This is a genomic window from Streptomyces shaanxiensis (assembly GCF_039537145.1).
GTDB lineage: Bacteria > Actinomycetota > Actinomycetes > Streptomycetales > Streptomycetaceae > Streptomyces > Streptomyces shaanxiensis.
On the sequence record NZ_BAAAZY010000011.1, the window covers coordinates 68,238 to 88,525 of the forward strand.

Here is a 20,288-nt window from a genome sequence, read left to right on the forward strand (position 1 = left end):
GTCATGCCCGGGCTTCCAGTACCGAGGACCGCGGTCCCTCGGTGACGGACGCGAGGCGGAATCCGGCCCGGGCCAGCAGGCTCTCCCACTGGGGCCGAGTCCGCTCCTGGCCGCCGAGCAGCACCAGCATGTGCAGATCGAGCAACCCCGCGGCGCCGGCCCCGACGTTCTCCGGGAGCACATGCTCGACGATCAGCAGGCGGGAGTCGGCGTCCATGGCCTCGCGGCACCTCTGCAGGATGCGCACGGCATCACGGTCCGCCCAGTCGTGCAGGATCTGCGACAGGACATAGACGTCGGCGCCCTGCGGGATCCGCTCGAAGAAGTCGCCCTCGGCGACGGTCGCCCGGTCGGCGACTTCGGCGTCGGCCAGCACCGGGGCCGCGGCGGCCACCACATGCGGCAGGTCGAACACCGTCCCGCGAAGATGGACGTTGCGGGTCAGCAGCCGGCTCAGCAGAGCGCCGGTTCCCCCGCCGATGTCCACGACGGTACCGACGCCCGACCAGTCGAGGCCCAGCAGCGGCAGCAGCCGCAGCTCGACGAGTCCGGCCTGCCCCTCGTCGAAGCGCTTGGCGGCGTCGGGGTGTTCGGTGAGCCACTCGAAGTAGGGCTGCCCGAAGACATGGGGGAACGCGGCGTCCCCGGTGCGCAGCGAGTGGTCCGCGGCCTCCCAGACCCGGTAGGCCTCGCCGCCCATCAGTTCCACCAACTGGCGAAGCGAGCCCGGGGTGTCTGCGCACAGCAGGGTGCCGAGCGGGGTGAGACCGAAGACGTCCGGCGCCACCTCGTCGAACAGGTCCTCTCCGGCGAGTACCCGGAGGAACCGACCGAGTGCTCCGGGATGCGCCCCCACCGCCTGTGCGAGTTCGGCCACCGGCATCGGTCCGTCCGCGAGGCGGTCGGGGACGCCGATTTCACAGACGGCGGAGACGGACCGCGACACCAGGTATCCCATGATCTTGCGGCGGACCAGCTCGTTGTGCCGGGCCGCGGTTGCCTCGTCCGTTGTCAACGTTCTCCCTTCCCCGTCAACGCCGGGAACAGCGGTGTCTCGGAGGTGGTCTTCAAGTAGGAGGCCCCGGCGGTGCCGCCGGTGCCGGGGACCTCGCCGATGATGCGCAGCGTGATGCCCCAGTGGCTGCGCTTCATCCCGCGCCACGAGCTGTCCAGACGCCTCAGTTGCTCGGTGAGCCGGTCCGCGCCGGGGCGGGTGCGGACGTCGGTCCAGACCTCCTGGAGGGTCGGTCCCGTCCACAGGGAGTCCGCGACACCGGACGGCGGGTGGGGCGCGCACGCGGCTTCGATACGCCGGTAGGAGCGGGACTGGACCGCGCTGCGGCCGCTGGTGTACCCGCGGATCACCGCGAACACCTCGACCGGCATGGTGCCCAGGAGCCGGAAGAGTGCCGGGAGCACGGTCATCCGGTCGGTGACCGCGGCCAGGGCGTCGGCCGCTTCGTCGAGCCGCTCTTCGAGGAGGGCGTCGCGCGATTCGGTGACGGCGAGTCCGATCTGCTCGTACAGCGCCTCGAACACCTGGATGGAGCGGATGAACATGATCTCGTCGTGCAGGCAGGTGACCGGAAGCAAGGAGCGGGCGACGGTCCGCGCCAGCGAGGGGGACACCAGCTCCAGAACGGTCTTCGCGGCGCGTACCGATGCCTCGGCCAGCGGCTCCAGAGGTTCCTGCGTCCGCGCCAAGGCCGCGGCCACGTCGGCGGTGACGGACGGGTCGATCGGGTGGCTGGGGGCGAGTTCGCCGCACAGGACAAGCAGTCGCGCCGTCGCCCGGAGACGAGTGCGGACCGCGGGCGTCGTCGCCCCCAGACCGGCTGTCGCTGCCTCCGTGCGCAGGAGGTCGCCCAGGACCGCCACGGTGAGTTCGTCCAGGCGGGAACGGAGCCGGTCCCGCCCGCCGCCGTGCGGCGGGGCGGGATCGGCATCCTCGTCGAGATCGGCATCCTCGTCGAGATCGGCTTCTGCCGCCAGCAGGTGCGGACGCAGGCCCGCGTAGGTGACGTACCCTCCGGTCTCCTGGTCGCAGGTCATCGGGAGCCAAGCCGCCAGGAAAGCGTCATGCCGGTCTGCGGGAACCGCGGAAAGACGCCGGACCAGGGCCGGATCCGCCTGGGTGCGCCCCACCGCCTGGAAGTGCGTGACCACTTCCGTGTAGGGGAATAAGGAGAGGAATCGATTCTCCCAGTCGTCCATGGCCGCATGCGCGTCCGAGCCGGCCCGCTGACGGCCGGTGGCCTCGGCGGCGGCCACACAGGCCGCCCCCAGACCCGTGCCGCGCCGGACGAGTTCCTCGTGAGCCGTCCGGACCTCCTCGCCGATCATGCGGCGTACCCGGCGGAAGCCAGGACGCGGACCGGTTCCCCGCGACTCATCACGCTGGTGCGATGCTCGCACGGCCCGAGCGCTTCGAGGACCACGTCCACGATGCGCCGCGGATCGCAGCGCGTGCCGCAGGTGAAGGCGTCCAGGAACAGCGACCCCTGCTCGGGATAGGTGTGCACCGACACGTGCGACTCGGCCAGGACGTACACCGCCGTGACGCCGACGGGCTCGAACTCCTTGGTCTGCATCCCGCACAGTTCTGCCCCACTGGCCTCGATGCCCTTCTTGATGGCCTCGAGAATCAGCTCGTTGTCGTTGATCCGCTCGGCGGCGATGCCCACGATGTCGCACAGCACATGAGTCCCGGAGAAGGCGAACACACTCATACCGACCACCTCAGAGCATCCGAGGCCCATCGCGCACACGCATGCAGAGCGGCTTCCACCGCCGCGTTGTCGGTGCCGCGTACGACGAACGACACGACCGCGTCCGTCGACGCCGTGGCCGCAGTGTGGGCGGCGGGGACCTCGTCGGGCAGGTGGCACTGAACCACCGAATCCGGCAGGGGAATGTCCGTGATCTCCTCCAAAGTGCCACGTCGTGGGGGCACGAGGAGCCAGCCATAGCACTCGGTACCACGGGAGACGGGGAGTTCGCCGCAGCTCACTCCGGCCTGGTCCCGGAACCAGAGCTCAACAGGGTTGACTCCGGTGCTGAGGGTGAGCGTCTCGTACACGTGCCCGCCGCCCAGGCGCGCCCCGATCTCGCAGAAGTACAGCTCCTGCGTGTCTTCATGGAGGAACACCTCGAGGTGGAAGGGGGTGAACCCGGTCGGGGGCAGAGCGGCGACGGCTCTCTCGGCGAAGGCGACGAGGCGCTCTGCGAGCGGGTCGTGCTCGTCGAGCTGGGCGCTGCCCAGGCTCTCTCCGTCCGCGAAGGACAGACACGAGTTGACATAGCGTGAGGGAAGAGCGAAGAGCACCTCGCCCTCCCGCATGAAGCCGTCGACATGGTGGACGGCACCCGGCAGGTAGGCCTCGATCAGGACATCGTCCGGATCATGGCCGGCCAGCTGGGCCGTCAGCTCGCCGACGTCGTGGACCACGGCAACGCCACGCGATCCGTAGCCCAGCCGCGGCTTGACGACCACTGGCCAGCCGACCCGCTCTGCGAACTCCTCGGCGTCGGCGCGCCCGGCGGGGGCGAGGAACCGGGGCGTCGGCACGGCCGCGGCCACGGCGGCCTTCATGGCGTGCTTGTCCCGGAAGACCAGCGCGTCCGCACCGGAGAGTCCGGCGATCCCGTGCCGGTCGCGTGCCCGGGCGAGCCGCAGGATGTCGTCCTCGGTCCCGTGGACGACGGCGGACACCGTGCGCTCGGCGCACAGCCGATCGACATGGGCGATCACGGTATCGGAACCGGAGTAGTCGGCGACCGGTATCACCTCGCCGAACTGGCCGGCGTATCCCGGCCCGGCCTCCTCGCTGGTGATGAGCACGACCCGGTCCGCCACCTCGGCCAGCCACTCACTCACAGGCGTGACCTGGGCTGGAATCCGGTGCGCCAGCAGGATCAGGCCGTCGTCATGCGTCCGCACCGACGGTCACCTCCGTTCGTCCGTTGCTCGCCGCGGTCTTGCGTCTGGACATCAGCAGCGGCGCGCACACGAATATCGACAGGGCCATCACCACGAAGTAGACGGCGTCGCTGCCCAGCAGGAGTCCGCCGACGAAGGGGCCGGCGAAGAACCCGAGGTAGCGGATTTCGGCGACGCCGAAGTAGGTGCCCTTGCGGTCGTCGCTCGCGATCTCGTGGACGGCGATGTCGGGCAGCGGCAACAGCACGCCCTCACCGACGGTCCAGAAGACGATGCCCAGGTAGAGCATGAACAGGCCCTCGGTAGCGGCTGCGGCGAAGCACGCGAACGACAGCGCGAATCCGACGCAGCCGATGACGACCATGAGGTTCGGCCGCACCTTCCGGGACAGCCACACGATGGGCATCTGGAGCAGCAACGCCAGGACGGCGTTGGCGATGAAGAGGCCTGCGAAGTAGCGCACGGCATCCTCGCCCCACTCGCCCGCGATGTACAGCGGAATCATCGACTCGAACTGGGAGAACACGAAGAAGATGACCAGCCCGGCGGCCGTCGCGGCGAGCAGCAGCCGGTCGCGCAGAGCGGCACGGAGCGGGAAGCGCGGGCCTGCGTCCTCGGCGCCGCCCTCCAGCGCCGCGAGCCGCTTGCGGCGGGCCAGGATCAGCAGCAGGTAGCCCGTGTAGAACAGGGCCGGAACGGCGAAGAACGCGACGGCGCTGATGCTGTAGAGGACTCCGCCGATCGCCGGACCTACGATGCCGCCGAAGCACAGCACCATGTAGCGCACGCGGAAGATACGGCCGTCCTCGTCGGCCGCGAGCGACATCAGCTTCTTGCCGCCCGGCTCGACGAAGAGGCGGGCCACGCCCAGCCCCAGGAGCAGGGAGACGATCGCGGGCGCCCCGTCCACCACGGTGAGTCCCACGTAGATGCCCACGTACGCGGAGAGCCCCAGGACCATCATGGGCACGGTGCCGAAGCGGTCGACGAGCATCCCGCCCACCACGCCGCCGACCGAGGCGATGAGAGCGATCGATCCGACGACGGCCCCGATGGCCACCTCGGACAGCGAGGTGTGGGAGGCCAGATAGATCGACGCGAAGGGCATGGCCGCGAAGAACGCGATGGCGTTGAGCAGCGAGCCGGCCGCGAGCAGCGCCTGCAGACCGTCGAGCCGCCACAGTGGGGGAGTTTTCCCTCCGGCGGGCTCGTTCACCGGGCCGACGCCATCGGGAGCAGGGGAAGCATGCGGTCGTCGCCGTCGGTGAGGCCCTTGGTCCTGCGCTTCAGAGCGGTGAACTCGTCGAGCACCTTCTGGTCCGAGGCCGGCGAAAGGTAGTACATCATGTTGGCGTACCAGACCCAGCCCAGTTCGGTGATCCGGAACTCCTTCTCGTCCTCCTCCAGCATTCCCTCGGAGACCAACAGGGCGAGCTTGTCGGTGAGTTCGCCGGGGATGTGCTCCCAGGCGATGCGGCTCTTGTCGAGCCAGCCGAAGTAGGGCAGATGCAGGATGACTCCCCGCTCGTAGGGGATGCCGTCGCCTACGGTGATGTTGATCTTCACATCGTCGTTCTCCAGCAGGTTCTTGACGTACGTGACGCGGTTCTCGTCATTCATCACGGTGTAGTTGGCGACCTGCGAGATGGCGCTGTTGCCCAGACCGATCAGTTCGTCGTCGTGATACGACCAGGTGTGGGTGTTGTACAGGTTGAGGTAGTCGCGGGAGATGAAGGGCGTCGTCGGCCGTTGCCCCTGCGGCAGGCGGACATAGCCATGTCCGTTGTGCTGCTGGAACCCCGAGGCACGCATGTACTGATTCAGGTAGATGGTCATGGCCATCTTGTCGATGAAGCTCAGCGGCTTGAGGCCGCGCGCTTCATACGAGCGGTGGAGCGGCGCCTGGGTGACGACGTTGCTGATGGGATACAGCTCCATCGTCGGGGTGCCCAGACTCGTGGCGTATTCGATGTCACGAGAGAACTGCTCGAACGTCTGTCCGTGCATCCCGTAGATCATGTCGAAGCTCGTGTGCTCGAAGTACCGCTTGAAGAGCTCGACCGCGGCGTACTCCTGCTCGATCGTCGCGGTGATGTTGAACAGCTCGCGATACAGCGGGTCGAAGCTCTGCAGGCCGAACCGGACCTTGTCCACGCCGATGTCCCGCATCGCCGCGCACTTCTCCTCGGTCACGCTCTTGACCTCTGCCTCGAACGTGAACTCCTGGAGCTGCGAGAGGTCGAAGTGGTCACGCACGGCCTGGCCGATACGGGTGATCTGGCCGGCGGTCAGCGTGGTCGGAGTGCCGCCACCGAAGAAGATCGCCCGGATCGGTATCGAAGTGGCCTCGGCGTAACGGCCCTTGAGCGCGATCTCCTTGAGCAGGGCCTGAACGTACGTCTCGATCTGCTCGTCCCCGGTGCTCCCCAGGCCCCGGTTGAGGGTACAGAAGGTACATATCGTGTCGCAGAACGGTATGTGGAAGTAGAGCGCGCGAGACCGCACCCCCTCCGTTCGCATCCCGGAGTGGAATTCGTCGTGCGTGACCGTGTCCAGCTCCTGGCCCTTCATCGGGTAGAGCCAGTTGTAGAAGGGGAGCTGACGGTCGAACTTCATCAGGGTCTTGCCGGGCATGAGGTTGATCATTTGAGTTCCAATCGCACGCTTTGACGGACAGTGCGCAGCAGGGCGTCGACCTCGGCCGCGTCCCGGCCGTGGACGAGCACGAAAGCGATGAGGGATCCCAGATCGCGGGTGAGAGGCACGAAGTCGCCGGGAGCGACGCAGGGATAGACGGCGTCAACCCCGGCGGTCAGCCGGACTTCGTCCAGGCCGGCCAACTCCGTGAGCACTCCGGGCCGGTCGTCGTTGCGCAGGCAGCAGATGCCCAGCGCCGCGTCGAATCCGAGGTCGCGGGAGAGCAGCCCCGTGTCCTCGCCCAGGTACGCGGCGAGAGTGTCGTCGTAGGGACGGATGGTGCTGTGCAGGCGCCAGTGGTCGGTCATGTGCGCGCCGGGAAGGCGGCTGGCCAGCTCCACCAGGCAGGGTCCGGCGGCATCCGTCTTGATCTCGGTATGGCTGGGCCCCAGCCTCACCTGGTAGGCGTCCAGCGCCTCCAGGACGAAGCGTTCCGCGGCCGGCCAGTCCGGATCGTCCGGACGGAGCTGTACCAGGTCCCAGTACGGCTGGTCGTAGTCGCCGCTGCCGGGCTGCCGGTACTCCCACATGTCCAGCACCCGGTGGCGGCCGTCCTGGCTGAAGCAGTTGACGGCAATCTCCCGGCCGCGCACGTACTCCTCGACCAGCCATTCCTCGTTCTCGCCGCCGAACAGGTCGTGGGCCGGAAGGTCCCCCACGTCTGCCGGATCCGGGAGAACGGTCACCCCGTGCGAGCCTGCACCACGCTGCGGCTTGGCGATGGCCGGTGAGCCGATCCGCGCCGCCGCCGCGGCGACCTGGTCACGGGAGACGACCTCGAAGGCCGGAACACGGATGCCCGATTCCAGGGCGTGTAATCGCATCGCCGCCTTGGAGCGCCGGGCCGACGCGGTGACCGCCGGATTCCCCGGCACCCCGAGCAGCTCGCTCAGCCGGTCCCCGATCTCCACCGAAGGCTCGGTGGTCGGGACAACCGCGCGGATCGGCCCCGCCAGCCGACCGGCGGCCTCACCCGCGTCGGCAGCGTGCACGACCTGCTCGTCGTCACGCTGGTAGTCGGGGTCGTAGGACGCGAGCAGCGTCTCGTCCAGGGTGTACAGCGAGATGGTCGGCAGAGCCCGACGGTGGCAGGCGTCCTTGAACGGGTGCCCGGTCATGGCCGGGTCCACCAGGACGACACTTCCCCCGTGAGCCGGGGACCGGCTCACGCCGTCACCGCGATGCGCAGCTCGTCACGCACGCGGGCCAGCACCGCATCGAGTTCCTGCCGGTCGGGGGCCTGGTAGACCACCATGCCGACCCGGTCCATCGAGGATCGCAGCTCGTGGACCTCGTCGCCGGGCGCCACATCGATCTCGATCTTCACCACGCCAGGGAGCTTCTCCACCCGCTCCACGCCCTCGACGGCGCTCACCGTGCCGGCCGGAGGCGTCGGGAACCAGACCGAGGCCACCCTCGGCGGGATCCCAGTTGCGCCGAGCGGCAGGTTGAGCGGGAGGCCGCAGGCCGCCGCGACCGCGGCGTCGTAGAGGTCTACGTCGGTGGCGGCCTGGATGACGTCCATCAGGTAGTCGCCGGGCGTGCGGGTGGCGATCTCCACGATGTGCGGGCTGCCGGAGCACAGGATGAGCTCGAAGTGAACGACGCCGGTACGCATGCCCAGCGCCCCGATCACCTGTCGCAGCAGTGTCGAGATCGCCTGCCGGTCCCCCGCGTCGAGTCCCGCGGGTACGTGGTGGGCCAGCTCGACCCGGTAGGGCGCCACAGTGGTGGTCTTCGCGGTGACGCTCTCGAAGACGGGTGCGCCGTCGACGATCAGGGCCTCGACGCTGAACTCCGGACCGTCGAGGTACTCCTCGACCAGGAACGAGGCCCCTGCGGGCTGCTCGTTGACCCAGGCTCGCAGTTCGTGCTGATCGGCGGCGATCCGCACGCCCAGACTGCCCATGCTGGACAAAGGTTTCAGCACCACCGGGTAGCGGCCGACCGCGAACGACTCGGCCGCCCGAACGTCCCGAGCGTGCATGTACTCGGGCTGGTTGAGGCCGGCCCGACCGAACACCTCGCGCTGCATCAGCTTGTTGCGGGAAATGACCGCGGCCCGCACCCCGGGTCCCGGCAGACCCAACTCCTCGGCCAGCATCGCGGCCGCGACGATGTGCGGCTCCGAGAAGCCCAGCACGCCGGCCACCGGCCCATCGGCCAGGGCGGCGGTGGCCGCGGCCAGCCAGCCCTCGTCGTCCGTGGCCGTCACCGAGTACCCCCGGTCGCCCGGGCCCAGAGCGGCCTTGGTCTCCTCCCACCCCAGTGCGGCGGAGGTGTCCAGAACCGACACGTCCAGGCCACGCGCATGGGCCCGACCCAGATAGGGGCGGCCCATCCAGCCGCACCCAACCATCAGTAACTTCCCCATGAAATCCCCCAGTTGTCGGGTCCTGTGGACCGCGGCGGCCCGATCATTCATCAACTCCGAGCCAACAAGCAAGGCTTGTTTCGCCTCGGTGTGGCGCGTAGGTTGAAGCCGAAAGTGTCCAAATCGTGGACGCAGGCGGGCCCGCGAAGACCGGTATGTACCGCATAAGGGGGAATCACGAGTGGCAGGCGGCACCCTCGCCGAGGCACGCCGGGAACGCTGGTGGCAGGGCGGTCCCCCGCTGCGTTCCCTGGAGGAGGCGGGGGAATACATCGAGGATGTCGGCATCTCGCTGCTCTTCGGCGGAGCTGCCGCTCGCTACCCGTCGCTCCGCGAGGCCTCACGCGACGAATCCCTTCCCCGCCTCCCCTCCGGATGGGGAGACGATCTGGAGGCGATGTGGACCTGGAAGGACACGATCCCCGTCCAGGGTCGCGCCTGGCTGGGCCGCTACCTGTCCGGCAAGCAGACCCTTCTCTCCAGCCAACTGCTCGCGGACCTCTACGAGTTCGATGGCAAGGAGGACGACGTTCTCTCGGCCACCGGCCTCTCCGCGGAAGCCGGCCGACTGGCGAACCTCCTCCTGGACGAGGGACCGATGGCAACCCGCGCGCTGCGCGATGCCGTCGGAGTGACGGGCAAGAGGTTCGACCAGGTGCTGACCGAGTTGGGCCGTCGCCTGCTGATCACCAACTACGGTGTCGAGGAGGGCCCCGGCTGGGCAAGCTGCGTCATCGAGCTGACCGCTCGGGTCTTTTCCGTGCCGTCGCACGGCAGCCGCGCCGAGCGCGATGTGCGAGCGGCGGCCCGTTTCGTGGACACGATGGTCGAGGCGAAGCCCGCTGCTCTGTGCCGCGCCTTCGGCTGGTCTCGGGAGAGGGCGGTTGCGGCCCTGGAGTCCTGAGGCGCGGGACGACCTCGCACGTTGCGCAAGAGCGGGCTGCCCGCCGTGAGCAACGTGTCCGAGAAGGGCGGCTAGGGCGGCTCCGGGACCCTCGACCGGCCCGGCGCCTGCGTGACCGGCCCGGACTCCAGTATCGGCGTCAGCCTGTACGGGACACCCGGTGACATCGACATCCGCGCAGGCCGACCGCCGACATCCGGCTGATCGTCCAGCCGACAGCGGGTCAGAACGGAGGCCTGGCACTCCAGACAGCCGACGGGGCCGGAAACGTACTGGCGTCCGAGCCGGCCCGACGGCCGGGTCCGAAGTTGGACCTCGACACATCCCCGGCGGCACCGCGACCGGACGCCTCCAAGCCGGCATCACCGACCCCAAGGTCACGGCCATGGGGCCGTGACCATGACCTTGGGGTCCAGCTCAACGAGAAGGCGCCCACTTCCGCCTCGACTGTCGCAGCCGCCTCCTCTCCGATGCCTGTGCGCTCGGGTACGTCGATGTGGAGAAGTTTGAACAAGTCGGCGGTGACGACCCGGTAGGCGTTGCCCAGACGCAGGACCCGTGCACGGGTACCGGCCGCGCTTGGCTAGGTGGTACCCGGTGGTGCGGCTGAGGGACAGCGCGCGGTTCGCCGTCTCCAGGTCCACGGCCGCGGGCAGTGCAAGCAGTTCCTCGCGCGTCAGCCCACAGGTCGCATCGTCGCGCTTGGTGATCACAGAGGATCTGTACCCCGCGAGGCAATCCGCCACGTGCCTCCGGTCAAGCCGCAACGCCGCAGGATCACCCCACCTAATAACAAGAGTTTTGTTAATATGGCTCCATGGCCACCACCTCCGACCCCGCCCCTGGCGAAGGGCCCGTCCGCCCGGTCTCCGTCTCCCTCCACGAAGGCACCATCGCCGCCCTCAAGGCACGCACCGGCAAGCGCGGCATGTCCGCCTACGTCGAAGCCCTCATCCAGCGCCAACTGGAACGCGACCGGCTGCGCGAACTCATCGAAGACGCGGAGACCGAGCACGGGCCGGTGGATCAGGCAGCGGTCGGGGCCAAGCGGGCGCTCCTGCGCAGCGACGCAGCCGGCTCGGCTGACGCGGGATGAGCGGCACCCTCGTCCTGGACTGCGAAGGCCTTTCCAAACTCGTACGACGCACCCCCGAGCTCACCGAATGGCTGGCTGCCGCCGAGGCCGAGGACATCCGCGTCATCACCAGCTCCGTCACCCTCGTCGAAGCCCGCGACCCCAAAACCAACCAAGCCCGCTTCGACTACGCCGTCTCCCGCGTGAACATCATCCCGCCCACCGAAGCCATCGCCCGCCACGCCAGCAAACTCCTCGCCGCAGCCGGCCTACACGGCCACAAATACGCCCTCGACGCCATCGTCGCCGCCACCGCACTCGCCTCACCCACCCCCGTGACCGTCCTGACGTCCGACCCCGAGGACCTCCACGTTCTGTGCGGCCCGGAGGTCCACGTCATCAAGATCTGACACGGTGCGAGGCGGGATGACCCTGCGGGCAAGAACAGACCCGGCCAAGCGGGGGAATCCTGACCGGGGCAGCTTGGGGGCTCCGGCTCACGTGGTGGAGCGCTGCCCGGACGGGTGCTACGGCGCAGCGGGCGTGGGCTGTGGTTGCTGTCGTGGCAGGAAGAGCGCTACCGCGGCGGTGGTCAGCAGGGAGCCGAGGACGGCGCTCAACCAGGCCGTGAGGCAGGTCGAGCGCGACGCTCGCCAAGCGGTTTCCCTCGTGATCTTGAGCACCGATGACCTCGCGCCCCTCGACCGATGCTGGAGGCTTGGATTCCTAGGCTCTCCGCAGATCAGGAAGGGCAAAGCATTCGGCTGACGGCATCATGGCTCACCGTACACCGCCGCTCGCGTGCAGGGCGCCGTTCTCAATGTCGTCGACATGGACGATGGCGTCCGGAATATCTTTGAAGTGCATGAGGGCCCTGACGGAGACCTTGTAGCTTCGTCCCGCCCTCGCTGCAGGGAAAGGGAACTGCCCTGCCCTGATGAGTCGGTGTGCGGCAGATTCGGCGATCCCCATCACGCCTGCGGCTTCTCGGAGCCCGATGAACGAGGGGTAGAGGTCTGATGCATAGTAGTAGAGGTTCGGGTTGGAAATCAGGGATCGGGGCAGCCCCGAGGTCTTCACTGCCTGACTGACCGTCCCCGACCGGAGACCGGCGTTTCGTGTCTGCCCATACCTCCAATGCCGTTGCCACCATGGCCGACCGGATTTCTTCGCGCTCGACTCGGAAATCACGGGAGATCCTCGTGGACAGTGAACGGAAACGGGGAACGATGCAGTCGAGGATGACCAACCGCCACGTGTCGTCACCATCCAGGTCACGCAACCTCCCCATGGCAGTCATGGACTCCCACAGACGGGAACTCGGAGCTGACCGGACTCCCGCCGCGATCGCCTCGGCGCGGAACTTCGGATAAGTGGGAAGCCGCTTGATCTCACACTCATTAACATTTCCCAACTGACCCCCAGCCTTGACGGTTGGCGCTTGCGGCGGTGTGGGAGAAGCAGACGCGGCCAGAGCCGACCCACTCTTACCAGTCAGGCCAGTCGGCGTCATAGTAGGAGAAGGGAGCGGAGTGGCAGGCATCGCAACGTGTGTACCAGGGGGCCGCACGGTTCACCACAGGAGGCGCAACTGCCATGCGCTGCCAGTGGTCGGGAAGCGGCCACCAGTTGGTTGATCCGTTCAGCGGCCGCCTGCTCGCGGGCCGCCACTTCCTCCGCGCTCAGGCCGCCACCTTCGCGGCCGAAGGCCAGGACGGCAGTACCCAGGTCTCGCATGGTCGCGGCGTACTCCTCGTCTGCGGTACGGGGCCCCGCGGACAATGGCCCTCCTCGGCCAGCCGGGCGCGGGCCCGACCATGCTGTCGCTCATCGCAGAACCTGTGGAACGGACGCCACGAGCGCTCGTCACGGGCGGAGGCGTCCTTGAAGCACCGGAAGGCGCCCCACCCGCCATGGGCGATCCGCAGCCGGTGGGTCGGCAAGGGCGGCGTCGCCGAGCCCGTCGATGAACAGTTCCATGTCCCGGTAGCCGACCCGGGAGCCCAGAGCCCCAACGTACAGTCATCGCTCGACATCGTCCGCCTCCTCGGCCGGGGGCCCGGGCTGCAGCTCCTCGGTGAACGCCCGCCAGCACTTCCCGGTCTCTCGGGTCAACGACGCCGCAGAGGCCGACCGTGCCTCTCGCTGTCCGGCATCGACAACCTCTGCACGCTCAGCAACCGCCACCGGCCCGCCGCCATACACACCGTCCGCCGCACTACCGACGCGCCAATGCGCTCCCCTTGTGCCCCATGATCGGCAACCGGGACTGACCAGGCATCAACCGTCCATGAAACAGCACTTCAGTGCATGTCCACACGCCCATCCCCGTGGACCTTCTCCACCGGCAAACCCCGGACCTACGCATTCCGTCTGCGCAGATCAACGAGCACACTCCCGCGCGGAAGACACAGTACGAGCAACAAGAAACCCCAGGTCAGAAGCATGACCTGGGGTTTAAAAGAGCCGCCTTCGGGATTCGAACCCGAGACCTACGCATTACGAGTGCGTTGCTCTGGCCATCTGAGCTAAGGCGGCGCGCCGTCCGCACTATGGTGCGATCAGCAACGTCGGTAAGTCTACACAGTTTCTGGAGTGCTCCGTACCAACGCCTGACCGGCCCTCCGGGGGCTCTACGGAGGCCCTGCGCGGACCCTGCGCAGGCCTTCCGCCGACCCCTCCAGCCCTCGCCTCGGCTCCGCCCCGGCCCCGGAATCCCACCCTCCGGGGCCGTCCTCCGCACCGCCCGTCAGCAGTGCTTCTCCCGACTGGGCGGCGTCCCTCGGAGGAGATACGCGTTGATCGTGTTGTCGACGCACTTGCTGCCCCGCCCGTACGCCGTGTGGCCGTCCCCTTCGTAGGTGAGGAGGCGGGCCGAGGAGAGCTGGTGGGAGAGTGCCTGGGCCCAGCGGTACGGGGTCGCCGGGTCGCGGGTGGTGCCGACCACGACGATCGGGGCCGCCCCCTTCGCCTCGATGCGGTGCGGCTCGCCGGTCGGGGCCACCGGCCAGTACGCGCAGTTCAGGGTGGCCCAGGCGAGGCCTTCGCCGAAGACGGGGGACGCCTTCTCGAAGGCGGGGAGGGATGCACGGACCTCGTCGGGGGTGGCGAAGGCCGACGGGAGATCCAGGCAGTTCACGGCCGCGTTGGCGAACATCAGGTTGCTGTAGCCGCCGTCGGCGTCGCGCTCGTAGTAGCTGTCGGAGAGGCCGAGGAGGCCCGCGCCGTCGTTCTCCTCCATCGCCGCGGACAGGGCGTTACGCAGGTGGCCCCAGGCCCCCTCGTCGTACATCGCCGCGATCACACCGGTGGTGGCGAGGGATTCACCGAGCCGACGGCCGTCCGGATCGCCGGTGGGGATGGGCTTCGCGTCGAGCTTCCGGAAGAAGGACTTGAGGTTCTTGCCGACCTCGCCGGCCTTCGTGCCCAGCGGGCATTCCCGCTGCCGCACGCAGTCCCGCGCGAACGCCTGGAACGCCGTCTCGAAGCCCGCCGTCTGGTCGAGGTTCATCCGGCGAGCGGGCAGGGAGGGGTCCATCGCACCGTCCAGGACCAGCCTGCCCACCCGGTTCGGGAAGAGCCCGGCATACGTCGCCCCGAGGAAGGTGCCGTACGACGCCCCCACGTACGTCAGCTTCGGGTCCCCCAGCGTCGCCCGCAGGATGTCCATGTCCCGGGCCGCCTCGGCGGTGGAGAGATGGCGCAGCACATCCGGCGAGTCCGCCCCGCACCCCTCCGCGAACCTCTTGTACGCGCCGACCAGCTCCTCGGTCTCCTTCTCGTCGTCGGGTGTGAAGTCCGACTGCGTGTACCTGTCCATCGCCCGCCCGTCGAGGCATTCGACGGGCTCGCTGCGGGCGACTCCACGCGGGTCGACCGCGACGATGTCGTAGCGAGCGCGCACGTCGGACGGGTAGCCGATCCCCGCGTACTGCTGGAGGTAGCCGATCGCCGAGCCGCCCGGGCCGCCCGGGTTCACGAGCAGCGAGCCGAGCCGCTCGCCCGGTCCCGTCGCCTTCTTGCGGGCCACGGCGAGCCGGATGCTCCCGTCGTCCGGCTTCGTGTAGTCGAGCGGTGCCCTCATCGTGGCGCACTGGAAGCCGGGCGCCCCGCAGTCGCGCCAGGTCAGCCTCTGCCCGTAGTACGGAGCGAGCGCGGCCGGCGTCGATCGCGGCAGCGCGGCCAGGGCCGCCTCGGCCGCCGGGCGTCCCGAGTTCGTCGACCCGCCGGAGGTGCAGGCGGAGGCGAGCAGCGTGGCCGCGGCGAAGAGGGCGCCGAAGGCGCGGGTCCGCCGGGGACTTGAGCGGTCGCCCCGGCCACCCCTGTCGCCCCAGTCGCCGCGATGGCTGCGGTCGCTGCGGTCGCTGCGTTGGCGGCCGAGCCCGGCCGGGCTCGGGTCCGGACTTACTGGAGAGCTGCGCCTGGTGTACATCAGGCGAGAGTAACTCTGCGCAGTGGATTGGATGCCCTGTGTGCGCATCGCGGCTCGTACGAGTTACATGGTCAATTTCTTGTTGATCACTTGGGCGGCGGGACGGCGGTGACGGCGGCGCTTCAGCCCGCTCCGAGTGCCTCAGCCCGCTGTGAATACCTCAGCCCGCTCTGAGTGCCATCGTCATCGCCTCCACCGCCAGCAGCGGCGCCACATTGCGGTCGAGGGCGTCGCGGCAGGCGGCGATCGCCTCGATGCGGCGAAGGGTCGCCTCCGGGGCGCTGTCGCGGGCGAGACGCTCCAGGGCGTCCTCGGCGTCGGTGTTGGCGAGGGCGACACGGGAGCCCAGCTGGAGGGCGAGGACGTCGCGGTAGAAAGCGGTCAGGTCGGTCAGCGCGAGGTCGAGGCTGTCGCGCTGCGTCCGCGTACGGCGCCGCTTCTGCTTGTCCTCCAGCTCCTTCATCACGCCCGCCGTACCGCGCGGCATCCTGCCGCCCTGGGCCGCCCCCAGCGCAGCCTTCAGCTCCTCCGTCTCCTTGGTGTCGAGCTCCTCGGCAAGCTGCTTGGCGTCCTCGGCGGCGGCGTCGACGAGTTCCTGGGCGGCCTTGAGACAGCCGCCGACCTCGCCGAGCCGGAGAGGCAGCTTGAGGACGGAGGCCCGGCGCTCGCGGGCGGACGGATCGGTGGCCAGACGGCGGGCCCGGTCGACGTGGCCCTGGGTGGCGCGGGCCGCCGCGGCGGCGACATCGGGCTCGATGCCCTCCCGCCGTACGAGCATGTCGGCGACGGCGTCGACCGAGGGCGTGCTCAGGTTCAGGTGACGGCAGCGCGAGCGGATGGTGGGCAGGACGTCCTCGATGGAGGGGGCGCAGAGCAGCCAGACCGTGCGGGGGGCGGGCTCCTCGACGGCCTTCAGCACGGCGTTGGCCGACTTCTCGTTCAGCCGCTCGGCGTCCTCGACGAGGATGATCTGCCAGCGGCCGTTCGCCGGCGAGGTGAACGACTTGCGGACGGTGTCCCGCATGTCGTCGGCGAGGATCTGGGTGCCGACCGCGGCGACGGTGGTGACGTCGGCGTGCGTGCCGACGAGCGCCGTATGACACCCGTCGCAGAAACCGCATCCGGGAGCACCACCAAGGGCCCGGTCCGGGCTGACGCACTGCAACGCGGCGGCGAAAGCCCGCGCCGCCTGGTTCCGGCCCGCGCCGGGAGGTCCCGTGAACAACCAGGCGTGCGTCATCTTGGATGCCTCGGGGAGCGGGGCCTCGGCAGCGACGGCGGTGACGAGAGCGTCGGCGTCCCGAGCGGCAGCGCCCAGCTGCTCGCTCACCCGCTCCTGCCCCACCAGGTCGTCCCATACGGTCATGGGTCACGCCGCCTTTCGTCACGCTTCGTCTTGCGCGATCCATTGTGCGGGGCGGCACTGACAACGGGGGCCGGGTAGTGCGGTCCTGGAGAGCGGGACCGGCGACGGCCGCCGTGCGACTGCGGGCCGGCAGGGCTGGTCGCGCAGCCCCCGCCGGCCCTCAGGTGGGTCCGGTCACGCTCTTCAGCGCCGCCGGCCCCGCCCCCGGCCGCCCTCGTCGTCGTACTCGTCCTCACGCGGCCCCAGCAACTCGTCCGCCAACGTCGGCAGATCGTCCAGCGGCGTCTCCTCGGCCCAGTCGGACCGAGCCCTCCGCCGCGGCGCCCCCGCCTCGTCGACCTGAGGCAGCTCACGCGTGCGTTCCTCGTCCCGGAAGTACCCGGGCGGAACCCGATCCCCGGACTCCTCGCCCGGCACGGGAGGCAGTACGGCCGTCTCGTCGGCGGCACCCGGCGGCACCGCCGGCAGCACAGCCGTCTCATCAGCCGCACCCGGCACCACCGGCGGCAGCACGGCCGTCTCGTCCGCCGCCCCCGAAGGCACCGGCGGCTGCGGCAGCTTCGCCGTCACCTCGGATTCGGACTGCCCGGCGCCCCGGCCGGGCGACCGGTCACCGGCAGACGCCCGCGCACCACCCGTACCGCCCGGCTCCTCGTCCCGCACCGGCCGCAGCACGGTCGTCTCGTCCGACGCCCCGCCCGGTACCGACCCCGGCTTCACCACCGGCGTAGGCACGGTCATCGCATCACCGGCGGCAGCCCCGGCACCGGGTCCCGTCGGCCTCGGACCCGCCTCCGCCGCGGCCGCGGCCTGCTCCGCCAGTCGCCGTGCCTCCTCGGCCCGCAGCAGAGCCTCCTCGGCCTTGCGCTGCTTCTCCAGGCGCCGTGCCTCGGCCTCGGCATGGATGCGGGCCTCTTCCTCGGCCTGCTTGCGGCGCCGTTCCTCCTCGGCCTTGCGGCGCGCTTCCTCCTCGGCGCGCGCCTTCTCCTCCGCGAGGAGCCGCTGGCGCTCCTCCTCGGCACGCCGACGTGCTTCCTCGGCCCGCTGCCGGGCCTCCTCCGCCTGCCGTTCGGCCTCGCGCCGCTGCGCCTCCTCCAGCTCGCGCCGCTTGCGCTCCTCCTCCTCGGCGCGCAGCCGGGCGAGCTGCTCCTGGCGCTCGCGCTCCAGGCGCTCCTCCTCGGCCTTGCGGGCGGCCTCTTCCTCGGCCTTGCGGCGGGCCTCCTCCTCGGCCTTGCGGCGCGCTTCCTCCTGCGCCTGGATCTCGGCCTCGGACAGCGGCAGCATCTGGTCGAGCCGGTGCCGGATGACCGTCGTCACGGCTTCCGGCTCCTGACCCGCGTCCACCACCAGGTACCGGCCGGGGTCGGCCGCGGCCAGCGTCAGGAATCCGGAGCGCACGCGCGCGTGGAACTCGGCGGGCTCCGACTCCAGCCGGTCCGGCGCCTCGGTGAACCGCTCGCGGGCCACCTCCGGCGCGACGTCCAGCAGCACCGTCAGATGCGGAGCGAGCCCGTTCGTCGCCCAGCGGTTGATGCGGGCGATCTCCGTCGGGGACAGGTCACGGCCCGCCCCCTGGTAGGCGACCGAGGAGTCGACGTAACGGTCCGAGATCACGACCGCGCCGCGCTCCAGCGCGGGCCGGACCACCGTGTCGACGTGCTCCGCGCGGTCCGCCGCGTACAGCAGCGCCTCCGCCCGGTGCGACAGCCCCGCGCTCGACACGTCCAGCAGGATGGACCGCAGCCGCTTGCCGACCGGCGTCGCCCCCGGCTCGCGCGTGACCACGACCTCGTGGCCCTTGCCCCTGATCCACTCGGCGAGCGCCTCGGCCTGCGTGGACTTCCCGGCGCCGTCGCCGCCCTCCAGGGCGATGAAGAAACCGGACGTCGCGGGCACCTGCTCCGGGTCGTCCCCGCCGAGGACGGCGTCGCGCAGGTCCTGCCGCAGCGGCACGCCGGAGCGGTCGTCGACCTTGGCCAGCACGAGCGCGGCCACGGGCAGCAGCAGCGCCCCGACCAGCATCAGCGTGAACGCCGCACCGCCGTGCGCGAAGACGAACTTGCCGCTCTCCAGCCGGTGCGGCCCGATGAGCGCGGCCACCAGCGGCGCGATCACCGCGCCGAGCGCGACGCAGACCCGTGCGACCGCGTGCAGATGCTCCGTCGTCCGCGGCCGCCGGAATTCCTCTGCCTCCTGGTCGAGCAGGGTGTGCCCGGTGTTGGCGGCCACGCCCGCGCCGATCCCGGCCAGTGCGGCGATCAGCAGCACGGTGGTGACGTCCGGGACGAGTCCCGCGGCCAGCAGCGCGATGCCGGTGAAGGCGATCACCAGTGCCAGCAGCCGGCGCCGCGACAGGGCGGGCAGCACGGAGGGCGCCGTGCGGATGCCGACGACCACGCCGCCGGTCAGCGCGAGCACCAGCAGGCCGTACAGCACCGGCCCGCCGCCCAGGTCCTTGGCGTGCAGCACGGCCACGGCGACCGCGGCGGACACCGCCCCTGCGACGGCCGCGCAAGCCGTCACCAGCAGCGGGATCGCGCCGGTACGGCCCTTGTCGACGCCCGAGCCGGTCTTCGGCCGACGCAGCCCCTCGAGCGGCGACCGCGCGCGCGGGGTGCGCGTGTCGGGCAGTTCCAGGAAGGTCAGCACGGACAGGGACGCGGCGAACAGACCGGCCGCGACATACGACGCGAGGGCCGCCTGGTGCTGCTCGAACCAGTCGAGTCCGGCACCGAGCAGGTTGTTGAGCAGGGCGGCGACGACGAGGGCGGCGGCGGCCAGCGGGATCGCCACGAAGCCCGTACGCAGCGACAGGCGGCGCAGGGCGTCCATGTGGTCCGGCAGCGGGCGTACCGTCGCGCCCTCCGGCGGCGGGGGCGGCAGCAGCGCGGGCGCCGCGCTCTCCCGGCACACCGTCCAGAAGCGCTCGGCGACGCCGGTCACGAAGACGGTGACCAGCAGGAGTGCAAGCGCGTTGTCCGGCGTCCAGTCGATCCACAGGGGCGCGACGATCAGCAGGGCGGCCCGCAGACCGTCCGAGCCGACCATGGTCCAGCGCCGGTCGAGCGGGCCCTCCTGGGAGGTGAGGGACGTCAGCGGGCCGAGGAGTACGGCGCCGAAGAGCAGCGTCGCCAGGATGCGTACGCCGAAGACGGTCGCCACTGCGAACGCCACGCCCCGGTAGCCACCGCCGAACGCCCCCTCGGCGATCGCCGCTTGAAGGGCCAGCAGCACCAGCACCAGGAGCGCGAGGATGTCGCCGACACCGCCCACCAACTGCGCGCTCCACAGTCGCTTGAGCTGCGGTCGGCGCAGCAGGGCACGGACGGCACGCTCGCGGGAGTCCGCGACCAGGGTGTCGTCGGGGGCCGTGTGGAGGGCCGTTGGCTGCTCGGCTGGCGTCATGCTTTCAGCCTATCGGGACGCACTGACAGCCCGACGCGCACGCCCGAACGCACGCCCGACCCGACACCAAACTGATGCCGAGGCGTTCGTTTTGC

General features: G+C 70.0%; 14 protein-coding genes, 1 tRNA gene and 1 pseudogene. 3 read left to right on the forward strand and 13 right to left on the reverse strand.

What is annotated here, in order from left to right; all coding sequences use genetic code 11:
- Nucleotide 1 precedes the first annotated feature (1 nt).
- Genes ABD932_RS19960 through ABD932_RS19995 form a run of 8 tightly spaced genes read right to left on the reverse strand, consistent with a single transcriptional unit; the run spans nucleotide 2 to nucleotide 9,011 of the window.
- Entirely contained in the window at nucleotides 2-1,015 is a 1,014-nt protein-coding gene (locus ABD932_RS19960; protein WP_345014627.1) for a methyltransferase, read from the reverse strand.
- Nucleotides 1,012-2,343: a tryptophan 2,3-dioxygenase gene (locus ABD932_RS19965; protein ID WP_345014629.1), complete on the reverse strand. Its 1,332-nt coding sequence runs from the start codon at nucleotides 2,341-2,343 to the stop codon at nucleotides 1,012-1,014. Before ABD932_RS19965 ends, ABD932_RS19960 begins: the two co-directional genes overlap by 4 nt.
- Nucleotides 2,340-2,729: an adenosylmethionine decarboxylase gene (gene speD, locus ABD932_RS19970; protein ID WP_283968021.1), complete on the reverse strand. Its 390-nt coding sequence runs from the start codon at nucleotides 2,727-2,729 to the stop codon at nucleotides 2,340-2,342. Before speD ends, ABD932_RS19965 begins: the two co-directional genes overlap by 4 nt.
- The gene (locus tag ABD932_RS19975; RefSeq protein WP_345014633.1) at nucleotides 2,726-3,940 is read right to left on the reverse strand and encodes an ATP-grasp domain-containing protein; all 1,215 of its coding nucleotides are present in this window, start codon (nucleotides 3,938-3,940) and stop codon (nucleotides 2,726-2,728) included. Before ABD932_RS19975 ends, speD begins: the two co-directional genes overlap by 4 nt.
- Nucleotides 3,927-5,156, reverse strand: a complete 1,230-nt coding sequence (locus tag ABD932_RS19980) for an MFS transporter (protein WP_345014635.1) — start codon at nucleotides 5,154-5,156, stop codon at nucleotides 3,927-3,929. Before ABD932_RS19980 ends, ABD932_RS19975 begins: the two co-directional genes overlap by 14 nt.
- On the reverse strand, nucleotides 5,153-6,574 hold the full coding sequence (locus tag ABD932_RS19985) for a coproporphyrinogen-III oxidase family protein (RefSeq protein WP_345014637.1): 1,422 nt from the start codon (nucleotides 6,572-6,574) through the stop codon (nucleotides 5,153-5,155). Before ABD932_RS19985 ends, ABD932_RS19980 begins: the two co-directional genes overlap by 4 nt.
- An 8-nt stretch (nucleotides 6,575-6,582) precedes the next feature.
- Entirely contained in the window at nucleotides 6,583-7,755 is a 1,173-nt protein-coding gene (locus ABD932_RS19990; RefSeq protein ID WP_345014639.1) for an ATP-grasp domain-containing protein, read from the reverse strand.
- Between the two features lie 47 nt (nucleotides 7,756-7,802).
- Nucleotides 7,803-9,011, reverse strand: coding sequence for an ATP-grasp domain-containing protein (locus tag ABD932_RS19995; protein WP_345014641.1), 1,209 nt, complete (start codon nucleotides 9,009-9,011; stop codon nucleotides 7,803-7,805).
- Between the two features lie 181 nt (nucleotides 9,012-9,192).
- Here ABD932_RS19995 and ABD932_RS20000 point away from each other — a divergent pair, with 181 nt between their 5' ends.
- Nucleotides 9,193-9,915, forward strand: a complete 723-nt coding sequence (locus ABD932_RS20000) for an AlkZ-related protein (RefSeq protein WP_345014643.1) — start codon at nucleotides 9,193-9,195, stop codon at nucleotides 9,913-9,915.
- Between the two features lie 499 nt (nucleotides 9,916-10,414).
- Here ABD932_RS20000 and ABD932_RS20005 read toward each other — a convergent pair.
- Nucleotides 10,415-10,628: pseudogene (locus ABD932_RS20005) on the reverse strand (hypothetical protein); the annotation flags it as partial.
- A gap of 104 nt (nucleotides 10,629-10,732) precedes the next feature.
- Between ABD932_RS20005 and ABD932_RS20010 the strand changes: the two are divergent.
- Nucleotides 10,733-11,011: a hypothetical protein gene (locus ABD932_RS20010; protein WP_345014645.1), complete on the forward strand. Its 279-nt coding sequence runs from the start codon at nucleotides 10,733-10,735 to the stop codon at nucleotides 11,009-11,011.
- Entirely contained in the window at nucleotides 11,008-11,400 is a 393-nt protein-coding gene (locus ABD932_RS20015; RefSeq protein WP_345014647.1) for a type II toxin-antitoxin system VapC family toxin, read from the forward strand. The genes ABD932_RS20010 and ABD932_RS20015 overlap by 4 nt, the downstream gene beginning before the upstream one ends.
- Before the next feature lie 2,054 nt (nucleotides 11,401-13,454).
- Here the strand turns inward: ABD932_RS20015 and ABD932_RS20020 are convergent.
- The 4 genes from ABD932_RS20020 to tmk all read right to left on the reverse strand — a co-directional run bounded on the left by ABD932_RS20020 (nucleotide 13,455) and on the right by tmk (nucleotide 20,193).
- Nucleotides 13,455-13,528, reverse strand: a tRNA-Thr gene (locus ABD932_RS20020).
- 211 nt (nucleotides 13,529-13,739) lie between these two features.
- Nucleotides 13,740-15,422 (reverse strand): alpha/beta hydrolase, encoded by a 1,683-nt coding sequence (locus ABD932_RS20025; RefSeq protein WP_345014649.1) that lies wholly within the window; start codon nucleotides 15,420-15,422, stop codon nucleotides 13,740-13,742.
- A 160-nt stretch (nucleotides 15,423-15,582) separates the two neighbouring features.
- Nucleotides 15,583-16,788, reverse strand: a complete 1,206-nt coding sequence (locus tag ABD932_RS20030; RefSeq protein WP_345014651.1) for a DNA polymerase III subunit delta' — start codon at nucleotides 16,786-16,788, stop codon at nucleotides 15,583-15,585.
- A gap of 183 nt (nucleotides 16,789-16,971) precedes the next feature.
- A complete protein-coding gene (gene tmk / locus ABD932_RS20035) occupies nucleotides 16,972-20,193 on the reverse strand; it encodes a dTMP kinase (protein WP_345014652.1) in 3,222 nt (1,073 codons plus the stop codon).
- Nucleotides 20,194-20,288 lie beyond the last annotated feature (95 nt).